Origin of the sequence: Longimicrobium sp. (assembly GCA_036389795.1) — a bacterium.
GTDB lineage: Bacteria > Gemmatimonadota > Gemmatimonadetes > Longimicrobiales > Longimicrobiaceae > Longimicrobium.
Genome location: DASVWD010000010.1, coordinates 1 through 19,526, shown reverse-complemented (window position 1 = coordinate 19,526; position 19,526 = coordinate 1). Strand labels below are relative to the sequence as shown.

The following is a 19,526-nucleotide window of genomic DNA, read 5'->3' as shown; positions in this document are numbered from 1 at the left end:
CACGGTAGCCGCGAGCGCCGCACGGAACCAGCGTGGTTCCGCACTCACGCACTAACGCACTCACGCACTGTCGTTCACTCCCCCTCGTCCTCCCCGCGGCTCCGGAGCGAGATGCGCAGCGGCACGCCCAGGAAGCCCCACGCCTCGCGGAAGCCGTTCTGCAGGTAGCGCACGTAGCTCTCCGGCACGCCCTCGGGGTGGTTGGCCCAGAGCACGAAGGTGGGCGGGGAGACGGCCACCTGCGTCCCGTAGAGGAGCTTCACGGGGTGGCCGTGGTGCGCGGGCGGCTTGGCGCGGGTCACCAGCGCGCGCAGCACATCGTTCACGTCGTGCGTGGAGACGCGCCGCGTGCGCTGCTCCTGCGCCTCCAGGATCAGCTCCAGCACCCGGTGCACCCGCTGCCCCGTCTTCGCGCTGGTGAAGAGCACCGGCACCCACTTCAGGAACGGCGCGCGCTCGCGCAGCTCCTTCTCGTACTGCGGGGCCGTCATCGTCTCCTTCTCCACCAGGTCCCACTTGTTGACGACCACCACCAGCCCGCAACCGGCCTCCCACGCCTTCTCGGCCACCTTCAGGTCCTGCACCGCCACCGACTGCGTGGCGTCCATCAGCAGCAGGCACACGTCGGCCCGCTCGATCGCCCGCTCGGTGCGGATGGAGCTGTAGAACTCCACCCCCTCCTCGATCTTCGACTGCCGCCGCAGGCCCGCCGTGTCGATGAAGACCAGCCGCCGGCCGTGGTACTGCATCGGCGTGTCGATGGCGTCGCGCGTGGTGCCGGCCACGTCGCTGACCACCAGCCGCTCCTCGCCCAGCAGGCGGTTGACGAAGCTCGACTTCCCCACGTTCGGCTTGCCGATCACCGCCACCCGCAGCGACTCCGGCTCCTCGCCCTCCACCTCGGGGAGGTGCTCGATGATCACGTCCAGCACGTCGCCGCTCCCCTTGCCGTTCAGCGAGGAGACGGGCATCGGCTCGCCGAGCCCCAGGTCCCAGAAGTCGTGGTGCTGCACGGCGCTCGGCGCGCCCAGGTTGTCGACCTTGTTGACCAGCAGCACGGCCGGCTTGGCGGTGCGGCGGAGCGTCTCCGAGATCGCGTAGTCCAGCGGGTGCGGCCCCGCCTTCCCGTCCACGATCATCGCCAGCACGTCGGCCTCGCCGATGGCCGTGAGCACCTGCTCGCGGATCAGGCGGTCCATCGGCTCGTCGGAGCCCTCCACCAGGCCGCCGGTGTCCACCAGGTAGAACTGCCGCCCGTTCCACTCCGCCCGCGCGAAGTTGCGGTCGCGCGTCACCCCCGGCCGGTCTTCGACGATGGCGACGCGCTCGCCCAGCACGCGGTTGAAGAAGGTGGACTTGCCGACGTTCGGCCGCCCCACCACGGCCACCACGGGAAGCTTCACGAAAGTGCGAAGTGCGAAGTGCTGAGTGCGAAGTGCGAGAGCACGAAGGCCGGCGCATCACGGGCGGATCCGCGCCGGGCCGTGCGGGCTGTCCCCTGTCCCCTGTCCCCTGTCACGCCGTGAGCGGCGCGCCGCAGCTGGCGCAGACTTCCGCGCCGGGCTCGTACACCTCGCCGCAGCTGGGGCAGGCGAAGGTCACCTCGCCCTCGGTGTCCATGTAGCTCTCGATCAGCTCCAGCGCGTGCTGGAACTCCCACACCGGCACCAGCACCCGCGCGATGCTCATCTCCCCCAGGTCCATGGGGAAGCTGCGGTCGGCCTGCGAGTAGAGCTGCGCGTCGATCCCCTCCGCACGCAGGTTCTCCACCAGCAGCCGCGCCGAGAGCTCGTCGTTGTTGGTGTAGACCTGCGCCCACCCCTCGAAGACGGGGATGTGGCGGTGGTCCACGCAGCGCGCCGGCAGCGGCTCGTCGTCGCCGTCGCAGAGCGCGCGGCCGCAGATCACGCAGCGCGAGTGCGCCGGCTTCGACGCGTCGTCGTCGCAGGGAACGCTCTCGCGCAGCGCGCCGCAGGCCGGGCACGAGTCGCCCTCGGCGTACTCGGCGCCGCAGCGGGGGCAGACGAAGGTCTGTTCGGGGGTCTCGACGGACAAGCGGGCTCCTCTCCAGGCCGGGCCGAAAGCGGCGGTCGCGGGCAGCGTTCCCGCGCCCCGCAATTGACAGCCGCGCGCCCGGAATGCGCAAGATGCAGGCCCCGTCCGGCATCCCCGAACGGCGAACTGCAACCGCTCGTGCGGGCGTGTCCCCCTGAAGGGGGCCGGGCTGCGCGCGCGGTAGGGCACGATACAACCGTGCCCAACCGCGCCGGGCCACGGTCGCGCCCAACCCCACGGCGCGCCCGCGTCCCGGCCCTCCGGGCGCGCATCCCTCACGCGGGTTTCGCAGCGCACGGCACCTGGATGTCGCAGGGGCGAGCCTGCGAGTCCGCGCGATGGCCGCCCCGCCCCATTCCCAGCCTCCCGCGTACGGGCTGGCGCCGGTCGAGGCAGGCCTCGCCCCTGCGCGAGCTTCCGCGCGAGACCGTAAAGTCCACCCTCTCCCGAACTTGGGAGAGGGTTGCCGCCCTGAGGCGGCGGGTGAGGGCTCCGCGCCGGAGCCGGCCGGAGCGCGGCGGGCCCCCCTCCGACCCCCAGACGCCGGCGGGGCGGCCCCGTGGGAGCCGCCCCGCCCGTCGTCCGCCCGCGAATCCGGGTCCCGCGTCCGCCTCAGCGCACCAGGCGGTAGCGGTAGCTGGTGGGGATCCCGGTGACGGGGATCGTCAGCTGGAAGGGGGCGTTCTGGTCCTTGGCCGGCGCCGTCACGGTCACCGTCCCCTTCCCCACCTCGCCCGCGGGGTTGGTCAGCGTGAACTCCACCTGCACCGGCGTGCCGGCGGCCGCGGCGGCCCCCGTCACCGTGCCCTTCACCGTCACGCTCCCCTGCCCCGTCTCGAACGAGATGTCGCCCATGTGCACCGGCAGCGCGTCGGCCGCCTCGAGGGTGCGCAGCGCCAGGTTGCGGTTCTGCGTCTCGACGGCCGCGTTGTTCTGCGCCTTGGCCGCGTCGGAGAGCTCCTTGTAGGCGTTGAACAGCACGATCGCCGCGTTGTAGTTCAGCGGGTCGAGCTGCACCGCGCGCGTGGCCACCGGGATCAGCTCGCGCCAGCGCTGCAGCTTGTAGAGCGCCAGGGCGTGGTTGTACCAGGCGTCGCGGTTGCCCGGGTCCAGCGTGGTCACCTGCGTGAACGCCTGCGCCGCCTCCTGGAACTTGTTCTCGTTGAACAGGCGCGCCCCCGCGTTCACCAGCCCCCCCATCGCGACGCTGCGCTGCTCGGCGGCGGCCGAGTCGGCCGGCTGCGTCATGCTGAGCACCCGCATGTAGTTGGCGGTGGCCGTGGCCACGTCGCCGCGCCCGCTGGCCAGCACGCCCAGGTTGAAGTACGCGTCCACGTTCGCCGTGTCGAGCACCGTCACCGCGCGCCACAGCTCGATGGCCCCGGTGGTGTCGGCGGCCTGGAAGCGCTGGTGGCCCAGCGCGAAGGTGGTGGTCGCCGACTGCGTGCGGGCCTCCGTGGCCGCGCCCGCCATCTCGGGGCACAGCTCCACGGCGCGGTTCAGCGCGGTGACCGCCTCGCGGACCGCGTCGGCGGCGTTGACGGTGGTGCCCTGCGGGAACACGGCCGTGTACTCGGGCCCCGCCTGCTGCCCGTGGAACTCGGCGGCCAGGCCCAGCAGCGCCTGCCCGCGCAGCAGGTGGTGGTACGGGTTGTTGGCGTCGGCGGCGATGCCGGCCGTGGTCTGCTCCAGCGCGTCCTGGAAGTAGCCCTGCTTCTGGGCGCCCTGGGTGATCAGGGTGCGGGTCAGCGCCTCCTGCGCCTTGACCGCCTGCTCGCTGGGCTGCGCGCCGGGGCAGCCCACCTGCGGCAGCTGCGCCGCGGCCCCGCGGCCGCGCCCGCGCCCGCGCTGGGCCGACGCGTCGTCGCTGGCGAAGGCCGACGCGGCGAGCGCCGCGGCGAGGGCCAGCGCCAGCCCACGCTGGATCTTCATGCGTGCTTCCTCCGTGGAAGGTGTGGAACCCGCTCGTGGGAGCGGGAGAGCACCGCAGGGACGCCGTCAGCCCTCGGCCGCGACGCCCTCCGACAGCATGGCCCGGTAGGCGGCCAGCGGGGTGATCCCCAGCCGCGCCGCGGCCCGCGCCACGTCCTCGAACTCCGGCTTGGCCCGCTCGCCCCCGCCGGGGAGCGCCGAGCGCTTCACGCGGATCTCCTCGCCGCGCCAGGTGACGGTCTCCACGCGGCGCGGCAGCACCACCCGCTCGGCGGGCCAGTAGCGCACGCCGATGGAGGAGCCCGCGTGGAAGAGCGCCGCGCTGACCGCGTCGAGCTTAGCCGGCGGCGCGAGCGCCTCCACGCGCAGCCCCGGGCGCCCCTTCTTCATCGCCACCGGGGTGGCCGTGCAGTCCAGCGCCCCCGCGGCCAGCACCGCCTCCACCAGCGGCGGCACGTACTCGGGCGGCAGGTCGTCCACGTCGCACTGCACGACGAGGACCGCCGATTCGCCGTCACCGGCCGGCTCGATCAGCACCAGCCGCAGGCAGTTGGGGCGGTCGCCGGGGTCGCGCGCGCCCGCCCCGAAGCCGTTGGCCAGGGGGGTGAACACCGCGGGGGCGGGCCGGCCGCCGGTGAGCGCCGCCACCAGGGCGGCGCCGGTGGGCGTCGTACACTCGCCCTCCAGCTCCGGGTCCGCTACCGGTATGCCGCGCAACAACTTGAGCACCGCGGGCGGGGGCACGGGGAAGTGCCCGTGCTCCATGTCCACCCACCCGCGCCCGAGGGCCACGGGGCGCGTGTAGCACTCGCCGACGCCCAGCTCGGCCACGCCCGCCACGGACGCCAGGATGTCGACGATGGCGTCCAGCGCGCCCACCTCGTGGAAGTGCACGCGCTCGGGGGTGGTGCCGTGCACCTCGGCCTCGGCGTGGGCCAGCAGGGTGAAGGCGTGCACCGCGCGGTCGCGCACCTCGGGGGCGACGCCCGTGCCCTCGATGATCTTCACCACGTGGTGCAGGTGCCGGTGGGCGTGCTCGTGGGGCAGCTCCAGCACCAGGCGCGTGCAGGCGATCCCCTTGCGCATCACCCGCTCGGCGTCCACGCGGATGTCGCCCAGGCCGAGGCCGGCGACGAAGCGCCGGAGCCAGTCGAGCGGCAGCCCCAGGTCCAGCAGCGCGGCGACGGTCATGTCGCCGCTCACCCCCGCGAAGGGGTCGAAGATCAGTCCGCGCAACAGCCGCGCCTCGTCCGGATCACATCGTGTGGCAGAATTGCAGGATCGGCAAACTAGGCCGGGCGCGGGTTTCCGTCAAACGTCTGTCTGTGGGGGAGTCTGACAGTGACCCAAGTGCGAAGTGCGAAGTGCGAAGTGCGAAGTGCGAGTGCGTGAGTGCGTGAGTGCGTGAGTGCGAAGGAAGTGGTGACGAGACCCGGCCTCCCCGCACCGAACCCGCGTCCGCGCCGAAGGAGCCCGCGCAGGCGGGCTTTGCGCCGTTGCTGCCGCGGCTTCATCCGCCTTTCGCCGGCGCACTTCGCACTTCGCACTTCGCACTTGCAGTTCAATGCCGGAACAGCCTCCGCCCGGTGAACACCATCGCCACGCCGTGCTCGTCGGCGGCGGCGACCACCTCCTCGTCGCGGATGGAGCCGCCGGGCTGGATGATGGCGCGCACGCCGGCCTCGGCCGCCGCGTCCACCCCGTCGCGGAAGGGGAAGTAGGCGTCGGAGGCGAGCGCCGCGCCCTGCAGGTCGAAGCCCTGGTCGCGCGCCTTCATCACCGCGATCCGCGACGAGTCCACGCGGCTCATCTGCCCCGCCCCGATCCCCAGCGCCATCCCGCCCCGCGCCAGCAGGATCGCGTTCGACTTCACCGACGCCACCGCGCGCCAGGCGAAGCGCAGGTCGTCCATCTCCTCCCCCGTCGGCTGCCGCTTCGTCACCACGCGCCAGGCGTCTTCGGGGAAGCGCATCCGCATGGCCCGCTGCGCCACGAAGCCGCCGCGCACGCGCTTGAAGTCGAGCTCCTCCTCCACGTCCGGCGAACGGGGGACGGCGAGGAGGCGGATGTTCTTCTTCTCCGTGAGCAGCCGCAGCGCGCCCTCGGCGAACGAGGGGGCGACGACCACCTCGACGTAGTTGGGGCGCAGCAGCACGGCCGCGCGCTCCGACACCTCGGTGTTGAACGCCACCACCGAGCCGAACGCGCTGGCGGGGTCGGTCGAGAGCGCCTTGCGGTACGCCTCGGCCGCGTCGCCGCCCACCGCGATCCCGCACGGCGTGGTGTGCTTGACGACGGCGCACGCGGCCAGCTCCGCGCCGTCCCACGCGGAGACGGCGAAGAGGGCCCCCTCCACGTCGAGCAGGTTGATGAAGGAGAGCTGCTTGCCGTGCAGCTGGCGCAGCCCGGGGAGCCCGCCGCGCGCCGCCGTGTCGCGGTAGAACGCCGCCGGCTGGTCGGGGTTCTCGCCGTAGCGGAGATCCTGCACCTTCTCCAGCCGCAGCGAGACCTCCGCCGGGAACGCCTCGCCGCCGGCCTCGCCGTCGGTCCCGGTGGACGCCGCGGCCTCCTCCTTCCCCGCCCCGCCCAGGTAGGCGGCGATGGCGCCGTCGTACGCGGAGGTGTGCGCGAACACCTTCACCGCCAGCTCGCGCCGGAGCGCGCGCGCCACGTCGTCCGCGCCGCCCAGCGCGGCGAGGACGCGGCCGTAGTCCGCCGGGTCGACCACCACCCAAACGCTCTCGTGGTTCTTGGCGGCGGAGCGCAGCATCGACGGCCCGCCGATGTCGATGTTCTCGACCGCTTCCTGGGGGGTGAAGCCGGGGCGGGCGACGGTCTCGCGGAAGGGGTAGAGGTTGACCGCCACCAGGTCGATCGGCTCGTAGCCCTGGGCCCGCATCTGCGCCAAGTCGTCGGGGTTGGCGCGGCGGGCGAGGAGGCCGGCGTGCACGGCGGGGTGCAGCGTCTTCACCCGGCCCTCCATCATCTCCGGGTGCCCGGTGACCTCGCTCACCTCGGTGACGGCGAGCCCCGCCTCGCGCAGCGCGCGCGCCGTCCCGCCGGTGGAGAGCAGCGTCCACCCGCGCTCCGCGAGCGCCCGCGCGAACGCCTCCAGCCCCGTCTTGTCCGATACGCTCAGCAGTGCCCTGGGCATGACGATCCGTCGAGAGAGGACTTCATCAGAAACAAGCTATTTCGTTGAAGGGAAAAGATTTGCATCCCTCCACCTCACTTAGCTGCGATCCGGACCGGAATCATCGTAGGGGCGAGGCATGCCTCGACCGGCGGGCGCCAGCCCATGCGCGGCAGGCTGCCTCTTGCGCTGAGGCCGCCTGTCCTCGGACTCGCATGCTCGCCCCTACGGAACACCTCGCACCAGCAAGACACGTCCGCTCCACACCAGGTTCAATCCTGGTGATGCGCCGCCATCGTCACCCGGATCGACTCGGCGGGGGGCGCGGGGGCCTGCAGCAGGTCGAAGCAGAGCGGGCCGCCGGGGCCGGGCGGCGGGCCTTCGCCCAGCGCCAGGGCCTCGACGGCCAGCGGCAGGATGCGGTGCTCCACGGCCAGCACGCGCGCGGCCAGCGTCTCCGGCGTGTCGCCCGCCAGCACGGGGACGGGCCACTGCGCCACGACGCGGCCCTCGTCGTAGCGGTCGCCCACCAGGTGCACCGTGGCGCCCGTGACGCGCACCCCCGACTCCAGCACTGCCCGGTGCACGCGGATGCCGTACATCCCCTTCCCCCCGAACCCGGGGAGGAGCGCGGGGTGGACGTTGAGCATCCGCCCGCGGTAGCGCTCCACCACTTCGGCCGGCACCAGCTGGAGCCAGCCGGCCAGGACGATGAAGTCGATGCGGTGCTCCTCCAGCGCCGCGAGCATCCGCGCGGCCAGCGCCTCGGCGCCGACTTCCCGCACGTCGAGCACCACGGCCGGGACACCCGCGCGCGCCGCCCGCTCCAGCGCGCCGACGCCGGCGCGGCTCGCCACCACCAGTTCCACGCGCGCGGCGGGGGCGGGCGCGGGGTTGAAGCGGTCGATCAGCGCCTGCAGGTTCGTCCCCCCGCCCGAGGCGAGGACGGCGACGCGCGCGGGAACGCTCAACTCGGCTCTCCGGGTCGGAAAAGAGGGGGCGGAAGATAGGCGGCGCCTCACGGAGCGTCAATCGAGATGATGAAGGGGGAAGATCACGAAAATCCCGTAGGGGCGAGGCATGCCTCACCGTCGGATGCCAGCCCATGCGCGACAGGCGGCCCCTTGCGCCGGGGCCGCCTGTCTTCGGACTCGCATGCTCGCCCCTACGGAACTCATCTCCACGACACCCGACCCGCGTGAGGGATGCGCGCCCGGAGGGCCGGGACGCCGCGCCCACGGGGGTTTTGTGGGCGCGGTGGCCCGGCGCGGTTGGGCACAGTCGTATCGTGCCCTACCGCGCGCGCAGCCCGGCCCCCTTCAGGGGGACACGCCCAAAGCCGTGGTTGTCGTTTCGATGTCCGCCAATACCCTCAGGCGAACTGGCTGCCGCCGAAGTTGGGGACCAGGAAGGGGTTGCTGACGCGCTCGTGGCCCACGGTGGTCTCGGGGCCGTGGCCGGTGTAGAGGGTGGTGGCGTCGGGGAGCGTCATCACCTGCTCGCGGATCGACTTCATCAGCGTGGGGAAGTCGCCGCCGGGGAGGTCGGTGCGGCCGATGGAGCCGGCGAAGATCACGTCGCCCACCAGCGCCACCCCGTCGCCCACCAGCACCACGTGCCCCGGCGCGTGCCCCGGCGCGAAGCGCACCGCCAGCTCGCACTCGCCGAAGCGCACCACGTCGCCCTCGGCGAGCGGCCGGTCCACCGGCGGCAGCGGCTCGAGCGTGAGCCCGAACCACTGCGCCTGCATGGGCGCCGCGCGGTACAGCTCCTGGTCGGCCGGGTGCAGGTAGATCGGCGCGCCGGTCTCTTCCTTGGCGTGCGCCAGCCCCTCCACGTGGTCCAGGTGCGCGTGGGTGAGCACGATCTGCTCGACCGTCACCCCCAGCCGGCGCGCCTCGGCCAGGGCCTGGGGGGCGGCGGCGCCGGGGTCCACCAGGATGCCGAGGCTGCTGCGCGCGCACGCCACCAGGTAGCAGTTCTCGGCGAAGACGCCGCCGGTGAAGCCGCGGACGATCGCCTCGCCCTTCCCCACGGCCGCCTCAGCCACGGAGCGCCCCCAGCACCTCGGCGGCGCCGTGCGCGCCCTGGGCGGCGTAGGCGATGCGGCCGTCGCGGTCGACCAGGTAGGTGGCGCGCCCCACGCCGCCTTCTTCCCGGAGCACGCCGTACGCCTGGGCGATCTCGGCGTCCTGGTCCACGATCAGCGGGAAGTCGAGCGAGTACCTGTCCACGAACGCCCGGTGGCTGTCCAGGCTCCCCGGGTTCACGCCGAAGCGCGCCACGCCGGCGGCGGCGTAGTCGGCGCCCTCGTCGCGCGCGGCGCACATCTGCCGGGTGCAGCCGGGGGTGTCGTCTTCGGGATAGAACATCAGCAGCACCGGCTGCTTCCCGCGGAATTCCGCCAGCGACACGCGCCCGCCGTCCGTGGTCTCTGCCTGGAAGACGGGCGCCTCCGCGCCGACGGGAAGGAGCTCTGCGGCCATTTCCGACCTTCGCTTTGGGGGTGGATCGCGATGGGCAAAATCGCACTCCGGCGGGGCGCGGGCAAGCCACCGGCGCGTCTTTCGCGGCGGCGCGCGCGAGTTGCGGCGTCCCCCGTCCGCCCTCCCCGCGCGGGCGCTCCACCGAACCCGTTCGCGCATCGCTCCGTCTATACCAGGTGTGAACCCGACCGCACCCACGGCGAAAGCCCCCGTGCCGGCCCCCCGGGCGCAGACCCCGATGTCAGACGAGCGGGCGCTGATCGAGCGCGCCATCCAGGGCGACGTGGGGGCGGCGCGGGAGCTGTACGACCGGCACGTGGGCCACGTGCACCGCCTGGTGAGCCGGCTGCTGGGCCCCGAAGACGCCGCGGACGACTGCACGCAGGAGACCTTCGCGCGGGCGTTCCGGCGGCTCGCGGGCTTCCGCGGCGGGGCGGCGTTCTCCACCTGGCTGCGCCGGATCGCCGTGTCGGCGGTGGTCGACCGGCAGCGCAGCACCCGCCGGTTCCGCACCCGCGAGACGTCGCTCGAGGCGGCCGCCGGGGTGGCGGTGGAGCCCGAGGGGCCCCGCTGGGACCTCAGGCGCCGCCTGGAGGCGGCCGTCGACGCGCTCGCAGCCCCCAACCGGATGGTGTTCGTGCTCTACGACGTGGAAGGCTACACGCACGCCGAGATCGGCGAGCTGCTCGGCATCCCGGTGGGCACCTCCAAGCGCCGGCTGTCCGACGCCCGCGCGGCGCTCAGGACGGCGCTCGCCGACTTCGCGGGAGAATGGGAAGGATGAGCCGCGACGACCGCTTCGTGGAGTTCCTGCGCGCCGCCGCCGCCCGGTACCGGGACGGGACGGAGCCGCCCGCGGACGAGATCTGGAGCCGCCTGGCCCCCGAAGTCGGCGCCGCCCTCGGCGGGCGCCGCCGGGGGCTTCGGTGGCGCGGGAGCCTCCGGCGCGCGGCCTGGGCGGCCTCGCTGGCGGCGAGCCTCGCCCTGGGCTTCGCGCTGCACGCCTGGCTGGCCCGGCCGGCGGCGCGGGACGGCGCCGCGGCGAGGGCGCAAGCGGCCCCGGCGGCGTGGGAGCCCACCGCGGAGTACCGCGCCTCGGTGGCGCGCCTGGAACGGGTGGTGGCGGAGGGCCGCGGCACGCTGCGGCCCGAGACGCTGCGGACGATCGAGCGAAGCCTGGCGACGGTCGACGCGGCGATCCGCCAAGCCGAAGCGGCGCTGCGCTCCGACCCGGCTAACGCCTCGCTGGGGCCCTACCTGGCCGAGCTGAGGCTGCACAAGCTCACCGCGCTGCGCCAAGCCGCCGGCGCGGTGCGCCGCGAGAGCTGACCCCCCACGGGACCCGCTTCCGACCATGCTCACCCTCTGCGCGGCGCTCTGCGTGGGACTGGCCCTCTTGCAGGGCGGCACCGACACCACGGTGGCGGCCCGCCTGAACGCCCGGCTGGAGCTGGACGTGCCGGCGGGGAGCATCACGGTGCGGACCTGGGACCGGGCCGCGGTGCGCGTGGTGGCGGAGCACGGGCCGGGCGTGGCGGTGCGGGTGCAGGCGTCGGACTCGCTGGTGCGCGTCCGGCACCAGTCGCGCCGCGTCGCGGCCGTCGACTACCGGATCACGGTCCCTCGCGCCATGCGGCTCTCGCTCGGCGGCAGGGACGCCGACATCGACGTGGCGGGCGCCGAGGGCCCGGTGTCGGCCGCCAACAACACGGGGCGGATCCGGATCGACGGCGGGCGCGGCCCGGTGCGCGTGGAGTCGATCCTGGGCGAGATCGAAGTCGTCGGCGTGCGCGGCCGCGTCACCGCGCGCTCGCTGGACGCCGCCATCCGCCTGCGCGACGTGCAGGGCGAGGTCGACGTGGAGAGCTCCAGCAACAACATCGTCCTGGAGGGGGTGGACGCCGGCGCCGTGCGGGCGCAGAGCGTGGCGGGCGCCATCGAGTTCCGGGGGCCCCTGCGGCCGGGCGGCACCTACGAGCTGACCACGCACAGCGGCCCGATCTCGGTCTTCCCCACGGGCGCGGTGGACGCCGAGGTCAGTGTGGCGGCCGTGCAGGGAGACTTCGAGTGCGAGTTCCCGTACGTGCCGCGGGGGCCGCACCGCCGCGGCATCGTCTCCTTCGTTCTGGGCCGCGGTGCCGCCCGGCTCGACGTCCAGTCCTTCGGCGGCCGCATCCGGCTCGCCAGACCCTGAGATCCGCGCGCGGAAGACACCCTGAAAGGTCTCACACAGAGGACACAGAGGACACAGAGGAACAGCAGAAGAAGACCGAAGTTCTCTCCGTGTCCTCCGTGTCCTCTGTGTGATGCCCGTCTGTTTCTGTCCGGAACCAGAACAATGCTCGGAGACGCGGTATGATTCTGAGACTCCCGGCGCTCGTGCTCGCCGCGGCCCTGGCCGGCGCCGCGCCCGCCGCCCCCGCGCGGGCCCTCGCGCAGCCCGCGCACCCCGATTCGGAGGGCGTGGTCGCCTTCGTGGACGTCGACGTGCTGCCGATGGACCGCGAGCGCGTCCTGCGCGGGCAGACCGTGCTGGTGCGGGGCGGGACCATCGCCGCCGTCGGCCCCGCGGCGCGCGTCGCCGTTCCGGCCGGGGCCGCGCGGGTGGACGGGCGGGGACGGTACCTGATGCCGGGGCTCGCCGACCTGCACGTGCACCTGTACGACACCGAGGGCTTCGTCTCGTACCTGGCCCACGGCGTCACCACCGTCGCCAACCTGCACGGCTCGCCGGCGGTGCTCGGGTGGCGCCGCGAGGTGCGGAGCGGCGCGCGGCGGGGGCCCACCGTGTACACCGCGGGCCCCACCCTGAACGGCTATCCCGCCGGCAACCCGCTGTTCGTGGCCGTCGCGAGCCCCGAGGCCGCGCGCGCCGCCGTGCGCGACCAGAAGCGCGCGGGATACGACTTCGTGAAGGTGTACAGCTTTCTCGACCCCGACGTGTACCGGGCGGTCGCCGACCAGGCGAGGGCGGAGCGCATCGCCGTGGTGGGCCACGTCCCGATCCTGGCGGGGGTGGAGGCGGTGCTGGGGAGCGGGCAGGCCAACATCGCGCACGTGGAGGAGTTCTTCCAGGCCGGCGACGTGGACGACGCGCGGATCCCCGGGCTCGCCGCCGCGGTCGCCCGCGCGGGCGTGAGCGTGACGCCCAACCTCTTCGCCTACGCCGACTACCTGCGCGCCATCGCGGACCTGCCGGGCGTGCTCGCGGACCCGGAGATGCGCTACGCGTCGGCGGCCGCGCTGGGCGAGAAGCTCCCCGCCAGCAACCGCAGCGTGCGGCCGAACCCGGCCGACTTCGCCGCCTTCCTCACCGCGCGGCGCGCGCGCTTCCAGAAGCTGACGCGGGCGCTCCAGGACGCGGGCGCGCAACTGCTCCTGGGCACCGACACCGAGATCTTCGGCTTCGCGGGCGAGTCGGCGCACCGCGAGCTGGACGAGCTGGTGGCGGCCGGGCTCACCTCGTACCAGGCGCTCGCGGCCGCCACCCGCAACGCCGGCGAGTTCGTCGCCAGGAGCGTGGAGGGCGCGGAGCCGTTCGGCACGGTGGCGCCGGGGAGCCGCGCCGACCTCCTGCTGCTGGAGGCCAGCCCGCTCGACGACGTCCGCAACGTGGGGCGGCTGCGGGGGGTGATGGCGCGGGGGCGCTGGATGGCGCGCGAAGAGCTGCAGCGGATGCGGGACTCGGTCGCGGCCGTGCAGTCGGCCCTCCATCCGCAGGTCTACCGCCTGGACAGCCTGGTGGCCGCGGGCCGGGGCGGCGAGGCGGCGCGCCTGCTGCGCCGCCTCCGCGCCGAGGCCCCGGGCGCCTTCCCGGTCGCGGAGGTCGTGCTGCGGAGCTACGCCTGGCGGCTCTGGGCGAAGGACCGGCCGGGCTCCATCGAGCTGCGGCGGATCATGGTGGACCTCTACCCCGAGTCGTCCTCGGCCGAGAGCGAGCTGGCGTGGGGGTACCTGGCCGCCGGCGACACCGCGCTGGCGCTGGCGCACTTCCGCAAGGCCCTGGCGCTCGAGCCCCGCAGCTTCACGCCCCAGGACATGGTCGCCAGGCTGGAGGCGGCGCGGCTCCCGCCGGGGTTCGCGCCGGCCGGCCGCTACGAGCTGGAGCCGGTGCCGATGCGCGTGGGCGGCGAGCGGAAGGAGGTGGCGCTCACGCTCGAGGTCGCCGGCTCGCCCGGCGCCTGGCGCGCACGGCTCCGCTCAAGCGCCGCCCCCGAGGCGGAGGCGAGCCAGCTGGTGATCGGGGGCGGCCGCATCTGGACCGCGGCCCAGCTCGGCGGCGAGAGGCTGGAGCTACGGCTCTCGGTGCAGGGAGATCGGGTCGAGGGCACCTGGGTGCTGGGCATCATGAACAGCGGTCCGCTGCGGGGGAGGAAGCTCCCGCCCTGACCTGCCCGGTGGCGCCCGGAAACCGCGCGCCTGCACGGCGGATTGGCGGCCCGGGGCTGTGGACCCTCCGCCCCACGACCGTCCCAGTCGCGCCCCGCTCCGGACTCTTCCGGACGGCCGGGATTCGCCCGCCCCGCGCGGCCATCGCCCGCCGCCGCCGCGACTTGCGTGGAAACATGCACTTTCTTTCACAAGCGGCCCGCCGTGTGCCTGGGAGCGGGCGGTGCGGTCCGGCGGATCCGGGGGGCGGCGAGGCGCGTACGTCCAGCGCCGCTCCGCAGCCCGCGAGGGCCGGACCGGCTCCGTTCCATCCACGTTTCACCCACTCGAGAGAAGAAGATGACCCGGAACTTCCGCCAGACCCTGCGCGGCGGCGCCCGCGCCGTGGCCGCGCTGCTGATCGCCTCCGCCTGGGCGTGCGAGTCGGCCGCCCTCACCACGCCCGACGGCGCGCTCCTCAGCGAGGACGCCGAGCGCGAGATCGTCACCAGCCCGATCGACGTGCAGGAGGCCACGCTGCGCTGGCTGATCGACAACGAGGGGATCACCACCTTCGACGCCTACTGCGTCTCCACCGGCTGGCCCGACGCCAACAACGACCCCAGCCCCGACCTGCTGAACCGGTTCGCCGGCAGCGTGCCGCCGGTGGTGCCGCTCTCCAGCTGCACCATCGGCACCTCGGGCGACGTCTACAACCCCACCGGCGGGCCCGCGCAGTGGTTCTTCTTGGGCGACCCCGTGATCACCGGGCGCACGGCCGAGATCCAGGCCGGCTTCCACATCAACGCCCGCGGCGCCGAGTTCTTCCGCTGCAGCCTGCGCCTCACCGGCACCGGCTGGCGCGTGATGGAGTGCATCCTGACCGGCGCCGCCTGATCGTCATCGGCTGAAGCACGAAAGCGAGCCGCCGCCCGGGGAGATCCCGGGCGGCGGCGCGTCTTTGGTCTGAACAGATTGGATTCACCCAGAGACACAGAGGAACAGAGAAAAATAAGCTGGGGAGGGTGTTCTCTGTGTCTCTGTTTCTCTGTGTGAGATCCGGGTTTGTCGTCGGCTGAGAAAAAGAAATCGAGGGCGTGGGAAGCATCTCCCTCGATTCTATCCGCCAGCGGCTCCTACGCGCAGCCGCAGCCGCTCTTGCGCAGGCCCGCCTCCTCCAGCGCCTTCTCCTCGGCGGAAGGGGCGCGCCAGCCGCCGGAGAGGTCCAGCATGCGGCGCAGCGCCAGCTCGGCGCGCTCGCGCACGTCCTCGTCCAGGACGATCTCGTGCTGCTCGTGGTCCAGGCACCAGGCCAGCTTGGCCAGCGTGTTCACCTTCATGTTGCCGCAGATGGCCGCGCCCGAGAGCGGCACCAGCGTCTTCTCGGGGAAGCGCGCCTGCAGCCGGTCGATCAGCCCGCGCTCGGTGCCGATGATCAGCTCGTCGTGCTGCTCGGCAATGTCGACCATCTTGCTGGTCGACGTCACGAAGTCGGCCTGGGCCAGCAGCTCGGCGCGCGCCTCGGGGTGGATCACCACCAGCGCGCGCGGGTGGCGGCGCTTCGCCTCGGCCAGCTCGTCCAGCACCAGGTCGTCGTGCACGTAGCAGTAGCCGTCCCAGGCCACGATCGAGCCCGGCTCCACCTCGCCCACGCCCTCGCGCCCAGCCACCACGTACGGGCGGCCGCTCTTCTCGGCCGTGTACCTGGCCAGGTTGCGGTCGGGGACGAAGAGGATGGTGCGCTCGCGCGGGATGGACTGCACCACCTGCACCGCGTTGGCCGAGGTGCAGCAGATGTCCGACTCCGCCTTCACCTCGGCCGTGGAGTTGACGTACGCCACCACGGCCGCGTCGGGGTAGCGCGCCTTCAGCCGCCGGAGCGCGTCGCCCGTGACGAAGTCGGCCATCGGGCAGCCGGCGCGGAGATCCGGCATCAGCACCGTCTTACCGGGCGAGAGGATCTTGGCCGTCTCCGCCATGAAGTGCACGCCGCAGAACACGATCGTGTCCGCGCCGGTCTTCGCGGCCTCCTGCGAGAGCCCCAGCGAGTCGCCCAGGTAGTCGCTGACCTCCTGGATCTCCACGCGCTGGTAGTTGTGCCCCAGGATCACGGCGTTCAGCTCGACCTTGCGGCGGCGGATGCGCTCGGCCAGCTCGTCTCGCGAGAGGCGGGCGTACTCGAGCGGGGTCCGCAGGGCGTCGGCGATCTGGATCAATCTCCACCTCGTGTCGGGTGTCGGCCTGCCGAGAGATCACGACCCGGCGAACGGCAGCGGAACGGTCGCAATTTTCTCGAAACGAGAATATCGCGAAATCGAGGTAGAAAAGCAAGGTTTACGGTGGGGTGGAAGGCAGGGAAAAGGCGGCTGAAGCCGCGGCAACAACTACAGAAAGCCTCGCCGGACGGGCATCGGAGCGGACGCGGGTTCGGAGCGCGCGAGGCTTCGACTGCGCGCGGGGCGGGGACTCGTGCGCGAGGCGGAACGGAGACGTTGGGAAAAACCGCCCGACCGCGCGTCTGTCCCTCGCTCACCTTGCGAACCGCTCGCGCAGGCCTACCATTGATGACCTGTTCCGCGCCTGGTTCACCCGCCCCATCTCCCTTCCTCCCGCCCCGCCCATGCCCATCCATGCTCTCCACCGCCCGTTCCGGGCGGCCCTGCTCCGCGCGCTCGCCGTGCTGGGGGCGCTCTGCCTGGCGGCGCCCGTGGCGGCCCAGCCGCAGCGGGTGTGGATGGGGGTGTACGTGGTGGACCTCAGCGACTTCGACCTGAAGAGCGGCACGTACGAGGGCGACTTCTACCTGTGGGTGCGCTGGGACGGCCCGCGCGACGCCACCAACTTCGAGGTGATGAACGGCGCGGGCGAGCCGTGCTCGGTGCTGATCCGGACGCAGAGGGGCCCGGTGCGCTACGTCCAGCACCGCTGCCGGTACCGCTTCCACCGCAACTTCGACCTGGCGGACTATCCGCTGGACGAGCACGAGCTGACCTTCGAGGTGGAAGACCGCGCCCTGTCGGACGCGGAGCTGGTGTACGAGCCCGACCGCCGGTTCACGGCGCTGGACCCGGCGGTCTCGCTCCCGGGGTGGAAGATCGGCAGGCCCGAGCTGCGCGTGCTGACGCACCACTACACCTCGCTGGGCGACCCCGCCGTCCCGGCCGGCACCGACGCGCCGTACTCCCGGCTGGTGCTGGCGATCCCGGTCCGCCGCGAGGGGGCGGCCATCTTCCTCAAGAGCTTCCTGGTGATGTTCCTGTCGGTGGGGGTGGGGCTGCTGGCCTCGGCGCTGTCGTGCCGGCACGTGGAGGCGCGGCTGGGGATCGGCGTGGCCAGCATCTTCGGCGTGGTGTCGAGCTACCTGGTGGTGTCGCAGGCGCTCCCCGAGACCGCGCAGTTCACCTTGGCCGACAAGCTGCACCTGGTGGGGATGGCGTCGGTGTTCCTCTCCATCCTGGTCTCTGTGACGGCGTTCCGCCTGTGCGGGCGCCTGGGCGAGGAGCGCGCCGAGCGGCTGGACCGCCTCCTGGGCCTGGTCACCGCGGCGGGCTTCGTGGCCGCCACCCTCGCCGTCACGCTGCTCCGCTGAAGGAACCGGCAGGACCGCGTCGAGCCGATGCGGTTCGTGAAGCCTCGCGCGGTTTGCGAGGCTTTCTGCCTTTGTTGCCCGCGGCTTCAGCCGCCCCGGCATCCTGGCACCTGGCACCCCCCAAAAGCGCGAGGCCCGCGGGATTCGCTCCCGCGGGCCTCGCCTCGACCCGTCGCCGTCGTCCGGCCGTCAGGCCGTGAACGAGCTGCCGCAGCCGCAGCCGCCGGTGGCGTTCGGGTTGTTGAAGGTGAAGCCGCTCCCCTGGAAGGTCGACACGTAGTCGATCTCGGTGCCCTGCAGGTACTGCAGGCTGAAGGGGTCGACGAAGAGCCGGATCCCCTGCGACTCCAGCACCATGTCGTCGTCGGCCGCCTCGTCCTCGATGTTGAGGCCGTACTGGAACCCCGAGCACCCGCCCGGGAGCACCCCCACCCGCAGGCCGGCGCTCTCGGCGGCGCCCTGCTCCTCCATGTAGCGGCGCACCTCGGTGGCGGCCGTCGCCGTCAGCATGATCGGGCCGGCCGGAGCCTCGGTCTGGACGTCCGCCGCCGCGTTCTGCGTCTCCGTCTGCATCTGCTTGCCCCCGCATGAGAAGGTGAAGCGCGGGTAATGCAAGTCCCGCTGCCACAACAACTTGTAAACCCTCCCGCCCTGCAGGTTCCGGACCGCCGGGCCGCGGGAGAAGTTCGTTCACACGTGAATTATGCAGGCCCGCCCCGGGAGCGTCAATCCTGCCGCCGCCGCGGGCCCCTTCCGTCCCACCCGGCGGGGCAGCCGACTACCGCCCCGCCCTCCACCCTCCCGACACGCCTGGGGAGGCGCTCCCGACTGACGCGCCCCTCCCGCCGCGCCACCTTGCACCGGCGAAAAGGACATCGGGCGGACAGCGAATCGCAAGGGGGAGACCATGACTAGGAGCCTGGAGAGCGCGGCGGAGGCCGTCCAGCCGGCGGGGCTCGCCTTCGCGCTGGCCGCGGCGGCGCTGCTCGCGGCGGGCGGCGCGCGGGCGCAGGAGGGCGGGCGCGAGCTTCCCTTCGGGCCCGGCGAGCAGTGCGTCTACCGCGGCAGCACGCGGCTGGGGCGCATCGGCACGGGCACCATGGCCGTCGAGGGCGGCGAGGCGGTGAACGGGCGGCGGACCTACCTGCTGCGCTTCGACTTCAGCGGGCGCTTCGGCCCCGCGCGCGTCGAGGACCGCACCCGCTCGTGGTTCGACCCCGCGGAGCTGGCGTCGTACCGCTACACGAAGAGCGAGCGCTCGCCGCTGGCCTCGCGCAGCCAGGACGTGCGGATGGACCCCGGCGCGCGCCGCTGGCAGGCGGCCGGCGGCCAGGGCGGCGCCATGCCCACCGCCGCGCCGCTCGACGAGCTGTCGTTCATCTACTTCATCCGCACCCTGCGCCTGGCCGCCGGCGACGCCTACACCCTCGACCGCCACTACGAGGCAGGGCGCAACCCGGTGGTGGTGAGGGTGGTGGGGCGGGGGCAGACCCGGGTGCCCGCCGGGACGTTCCAGACCGTCGAGGTGGAGATGCGGGTGAAGGACCCCGCGCACTACCGCGGCGACGGCGTGGTGCGGCTCCACTTCACCGACGACGGCCGCCGCGTCCCCGTGCGCATCGAGTCCAGCATGCCCGTGGGCGGGCGCATGGTGCTCTCGCTGGAGTCGGGCAGCAACGGCTGCGACGCCGCCCGCCTCGCCCGCGCGGATTAGACCAGTGCGAAGTGCGAGGTGCGAAGTGCGCGGTGGATCGGCTCCCGGTCCACCGCGCTTTCGCATTCACACGTTTTCGCACTTCGCACCCAGGACTTCGCACTGCCGTTTGGGGCGTGTCCCTCCGCTGCGCTCCGGGCCGGGCTGCGCGCGCGGTAGGGCACGATACGACTGTGCCCAACCGCGCCGGGCCACCGCCGCGACGATACCCCGTGTCGCGGCGGCGTCCCGGCCCTGTCGGGCGCGCAT

General features: G+C 73.2%; 17 protein-coding genes. 7 read left to right on the top strand and 10 right to left on the bottom strand.

The window, feature by feature from the left end:
- Positions 1-74 precede the first annotated feature (74 nt).
- The 8 genes from der to VF746_00965 form a co-directional block, all read right to left on the bottom strand.
- The gene (der, locus tag VF746_01000; GenBank protein ID HEX8690988.1) at positions 75-1,403 is read right to left on the bottom strand and encodes a ribosome biogenesis GTPase Der; all 1,329 of its coding nucleotides are present in this window, start codon (positions 1,401-1,403) and stop codon (positions 75-77) included.
- 112 nt (positions 1,404-1,515) lie between these two features.
- On the bottom strand, positions 1,516-2,055 hold the full coding sequence (locus tag VF746_00995; protein ID HEX8690987.1) for a zinc ribbon domain-containing protein: 540 nt from the start codon (positions 2,053-2,055) through the stop codon (positions 1,516-1,518).
- 612 nt (positions 2,056-2,667) lie between these two features.
- Positions 2,668-3,987 carry a tetratricopeptide repeat protein gene (locus VF746_00990; protein ID HEX8690986.1) on the bottom strand — a complete coding sequence of 440 codons (1,320 nt, stop codon included), beginning with the start codon at positions 3,985-3,987 and terminating at the stop codon, positions 2,668-2,670.
- 66 nt (positions 3,988-4,053) lie between these two features.
- Positions 4,054-5,223: a nickel pincer cofactor biosynthesis protein LarC gene (larC, locus tag VF746_00985; GenBank protein ID HEX8690985.1), complete on the bottom strand. Its 1,170-nt coding sequence runs from the start codon at positions 5,221-5,223 to the stop codon at positions 4,054-4,056.
- Positions 5,224-5,548: 325 nt separating this feature from the next.
- Positions 5,549-7,141, bottom strand: coding sequence for a bifunctional phosphoribosylaminoimidazolecarboxamide formyltransferase/IMP cyclohydrolase (purH, locus tag VF746_00980; protein HEX8690984.1), 1,593 nt, complete (start codon positions 7,139-7,141; stop codon positions 5,549-5,551).
- A 251-nt stretch (positions 7,142-7,392) separates the two neighbouring features.
- Positions 7,393-8,091 carry a phosphoribosylglycinamide formyltransferase gene (gene purN / locus VF746_00975; GenBank protein ID HEX8690983.1) on the bottom strand — a complete coding sequence of 233 codons (699 nt, stop codon included), beginning with the start codon at positions 8,089-8,091 and terminating at the stop codon, positions 7,393-7,395.
- A 401-nt stretch (positions 8,092-8,492) separates the two neighbouring features.
- A complete protein-coding gene (locus tag VF746_00970; GenBank protein HEX8690982.1) occupies positions 8,493-9,170 on the bottom strand; it encodes an MBL fold metallo-hydrolase in 678 nt (225 codons plus the stop codon).
- Positions 9,163-9,606: a peroxiredoxin gene (locus VF746_00965; GenBank protein ID HEX8690981.1), complete on the bottom strand. Its 444-nt coding sequence runs from the start codon at positions 9,604-9,606 to the stop codon at positions 9,163-9,165. The genes VF746_00970 and VF746_00965 overlap by 8 nt, the downstream gene beginning before the upstream one ends.
- 238 nt (positions 9,607-9,844) lie before the next feature.
- Between VF746_00965 and VF746_00960 the strand changes: the two genes are divergently transcribed.
- From VF746_00960 to VF746_00940, 5 genes are all read left to right on the top strand, one after another.
- Positions 9,845-10,390, top strand: coding sequence for an RNA polymerase sigma factor (locus tag VF746_00960; protein ID HEX8690980.1), 546 nt, complete (start codon positions 9,845-9,847; stop codon positions 10,388-10,390).
- Positions 10,387-10,935 (top strand): hypothetical protein, encoded by a 549-nt coding sequence (locus tag VF746_00955; GenBank protein ID HEX8690979.1) that lies wholly within the window; start codon positions 10,387-10,389, stop codon positions 10,933-10,935. The genes VF746_00960 and VF746_00955 overlap by 4 nt, the downstream gene beginning before the upstream one ends.
- Before the next feature lie 25 nt (positions 10,936-10,960).
- Positions 10,961-11,800 carry a hypothetical protein gene (locus VF746_00950; protein HEX8690978.1) on the top strand — a complete coding sequence of 280 codons (840 nt, stop codon included), beginning with the start codon at positions 10,961-10,963 and terminating at the stop codon, positions 11,798-11,800.
- A gap of 161 nt (positions 11,801-11,961) precedes the next feature.
- Positions 11,962-13,995: an amidohydrolase family protein gene (locus VF746_00945; GenBank protein HEX8690977.1), complete on the top strand. Its 2,034-nt coding sequence runs from the start codon at positions 11,962-11,964 to the stop codon at positions 13,993-13,995.
- Between the two features lie 339 nt (positions 13,996-14,334).
- A complete protein-coding gene (locus tag VF746_00940; GenBank protein ID HEX8690976.1) occupies positions 14,335-14,871 on the top strand; it encodes a hypothetical protein in 537 nt (178 codons plus the stop codon).
- Between the two features lie 239 nt (positions 14,872-15,110).
- On the opposite strand, the gene nadA is transcribed toward VF746_00940, so the two are convergent.
- Positions 15,111-16,190, bottom strand: coding sequence for a quinolinate synthase NadA (gene nadA / locus VF746_00935; GenBank protein ID HEX8690975.1), 1,080 nt, complete (start codon positions 16,188-16,190; stop codon positions 15,111-15,113).
- Between the two features lie 404 nt (positions 16,191-16,594).
- On the opposite strand from nadA, the gene VF746_00930 reads away from it, so the two are divergent.
- Positions 16,595-17,563, top strand: coding sequence for a hypothetical protein (locus VF746_00930; GenBank protein HEX8690974.1), 969 nt, complete (start codon positions 16,595-16,597; stop codon positions 17,561-17,563).
- Between the two features lie 189 nt (positions 17,564-17,752).
- On the opposite strand, the gene erpA is transcribed toward VF746_00930, so the two are convergent.
- Positions 17,753-18,136: an iron-sulfur cluster insertion protein ErpA gene (gene erpA, locus VF746_00925; protein ID HEX8690973.1), complete on the bottom strand. Its 384-nt coding sequence runs from the start codon at positions 18,134-18,136 to the stop codon at positions 17,753-17,755.
- A 334-nt stretch (positions 18,137-18,470) separates the two neighbouring features.
- Here erpA and VF746_00920 point away from each other — a divergent pair, with 334 nt between their 5' ends.
- Positions 18,471-19,277: a DUF3108 domain-containing protein gene (locus tag VF746_00920; protein HEX8690972.1), complete on the top strand. Its 807-nt coding sequence runs from the start codon at positions 18,471-18,473 to the stop codon at positions 19,275-19,277.
- The last annotated feature ends 249 nt before the right edge of the window (positions 19,278-19,526 follow it).

What these genes read in the sequence shown, in the direction of transcription:
- VF746_00930 (HEX8690974.1), top strand. Translation starts at nt 16,595, where the DNA reads ATGCCCATCCATGCTCTCCACCGCCCGTTCCGGGCGGCCCTGCTCCGC.
- VF746_00920 (HEX8690972.1), top strand. Translation starts at nt 18,471, where the DNA reads ATGACTAGGAGCCTGGAGAGCGCGGCGGAGGCCGTCCAGCCGGCGGGG.
- VF746_00950 (HEX8690978.1), top strand. Translation starts at nt 10,961, where the DNA reads ATGCTCACCCTCTGCGCGGCGCTCTGCGTGGGACTGGCCCTCTTGCAG.
- VF746_00940 (HEX8690976.1), top strand. Translation starts at nt 14,335, where the DNA reads ATGACCCGGAACTTCCGCCAGACCCTGCGCGGCGGCGCCCGCGCCGTG.
- VF746_00965 (HEX8690981.1), bottom strand. Translation starts at nt 9,606, where the DNA reads ATGGCCGCAGAGCTCCTTCCCGTCGGCGCGGAGGCGCCCGTCTTCCAG.
- VF746_00945 (HEX8690977.1), top strand. Translation starts at nt 11,962, where the DNA reads ATGATTCTGAGACTCCCGGCGCTCGTGCTCGCCGCGGCCCTGGCCGGC.
- erpA (HEX8690973.1), bottom strand. Translation starts at nt 18,136, where the DNA reads ATGCAGACGGAGACGCAGAACGCGGCGGCGGACGTCCAGACCGAGGCT.
- VF746_00960 (HEX8690980.1), top strand. Translation starts at nt 9,845, where the DNA reads ATGTCAGACGAGCGGGCGCTGATCGAGCGCGCCATCCAGGGCGACGTG.
- VF746_00990 (HEX8690986.1), bottom strand. Translation starts at nt 3,987, where the DNA reads ATGAAGATCCAGCGTGGGCTGGCGCTGGCCCTCGCCGCGGCGCTCGCC.
- VF746_00955 (HEX8690979.1), top strand. Translation starts at nt 10,387, where the DNA reads ATGAGCCGCGACGACCGCTTCGTGGAGTTCCTGCGCGCCGCCGCCGCC.
- purH (HEX8690984.1), bottom strand. Translation starts at nt 7,141, where the DNA reads ATGCCCAGGGCACTGCTGAGCGTATCGGACAAGACGGGGCTGGAGGCG.